2 protein-coding genes are annotated in these 1366 nt (G+C 70.4%); both read right to left on the bottom strand.

The window, feature by feature from the left end:
* Positions 1-114: 114 nt before the first annotated feature.
* Positions 115-300, bottom strand: coding sequence for a hypothetical protein (locus AB0C20_RS36185; RefSeq protein ID WP_030336441.1), 186 nt, complete (start codon positions 298-300; stop codon positions 115-117).
* 71 nt (positions 301-371) lie between these two features.
* Complete coding sequence (locus AB0C20_RS36180) at positions 372-1184, bottom strand: isoprenyl transferase (protein ID WP_266304673.1); 813 nt, start codon at positions 1182-1184, stop codon at positions 372-374.
* Between the last annotated feature and the right edge of the window lie 182 nt (positions 1185-1366).

Genomic DNA, 1366 nt, shown 5'->3' with positions numbered 1-1366 from the left:
TCGATCTCCGCTTCCCGGCCAAGGATGCCACCTTCGCCAAGTGGATCAGCCAGAACGTCGGCGTCTGGCGCGAATACCGCGATGCGGGGGCGCCGGGGACAGTTGGGGGGTCGGTCAGAAGAAGCGGCGGCGCTTGGCCTTCTGCGGACGGATCAGGTCCGCACCCTTGGTCAGCAACCGGGTAGCCCCGGAGGGACCACGCCGGGCCTCCAGGGTGTGGCTGAGCCGTCGGGCGCCGGCCGCGGCCAGCGGCACCGCGATCGCCATCACCGCCCACTGGGCAATGCGCTTCTGGATCATGTGGGTTCACCTCCGTCAGTGACTTCTGACGTCTCTGATACCCAGAGTGACGTGCGGGTAAGCGCGTCGGCTCAGATAACCGGGGCGACCGGGTTGGGCAGCGCGCCGCCGAAGCGTCGGTCCCGCTGGGCGTACAACTCACACGCGTACCAGAGGTGGCGACGGTCGAAGTCGGGCCAGAGAGTGTCCAGGAAGACCAACTCGGCGTACGCGGTCTGCCAGAGCAGGAAGTTGGAGATCCGCTCCTCCCCGGAGGGGCGCAGGAACAGGTCCACCTCCGGGATCTCCGGGTGGTAGAGGTACTTCGCCACGGTCTTCTCGGTGACCTTCGCCGGATCCAGCCGGCCGGCCGCCACGTCCCGCGCGATCGCGGCGGCGGCGTCACCGATCTCGGCGTGCCCGCCGTAGTTGACGCAGAACTGGAGGGTCAGCGTCGAGTTGTCGCGGGACATCTCCTCGGCGGTCTGCAACTCGGAGATGACGCTCTTCCACAGCCGACCGGGCCGGCCCGACCACACCACCCGTACGCCCAGGTCGACCAACTGGTCACGGCGGCGACGGATCACGTCCCGGTTGAACCCCATCAGGAACCGGACCTCGTCGGGCGAGCGCCGCCAGTTCTCAGTGGAGAACGCGTACGCCGACAGGTACGGGATGCCCATCTCGATGGCGCCCTCGATGGTGTCGAAGAGGCTGTGCTCCCCCGCCTCGTGCCCCTTGGTGCGGGGCAGCCCGCGGTCCTTGGCCCAGCGGCCGTTGCCGTCCATCACCACCGCCACGTGCTTCGGCACCGCCTCGGTGGGCAGCGCCGGGGGGCGGGCCCCGGACGGGTGTGGCACCGGCGGCGTCGGCTCGCGCCGGCCGGCCTTCTTCGATCGGATCACTCGGTCACTCCCTGTTCGCGCCGTCCGCCCCGGCCTCGACGTCGCCGCGTGGCCGGAGCACCACGGCCCCGGTGCCCTCCGGCTGCGTACGGCCGTTACCCGGCCGACCCGGCGATCCGTGAGCTGGTCACCGAGCTGCTCGGTACCTCGCCCCGGCTCGCCCACTCAGGCGGTGTTCCGCC

The sequence above is a fragment of the Micromonospora sp. NPDC048843 genome, assembly GCF_040649965.1.
Lineage (GTDB): Bacteria > Actinomycetota > Actinomycetes > Mycobacteriales > Micromonosporaceae > Micromonospora > Micromonospora hortensis.
The sequence above is the reverse complement of the archived record's forward strand: the minus strand, read 5'-3'. Positions and strand labels throughout refer to the sequence as shown.

What these genes read in the sequence shown, in the direction of transcription:
- AB0C20_RS36185 (WP_030336441.1), bottom strand. Translation starts at nt 300, where the DNA reads ATGATCCAGAAGCGCATTGCCCAGTGGGCGGTGATGGCGATCGCGGTG.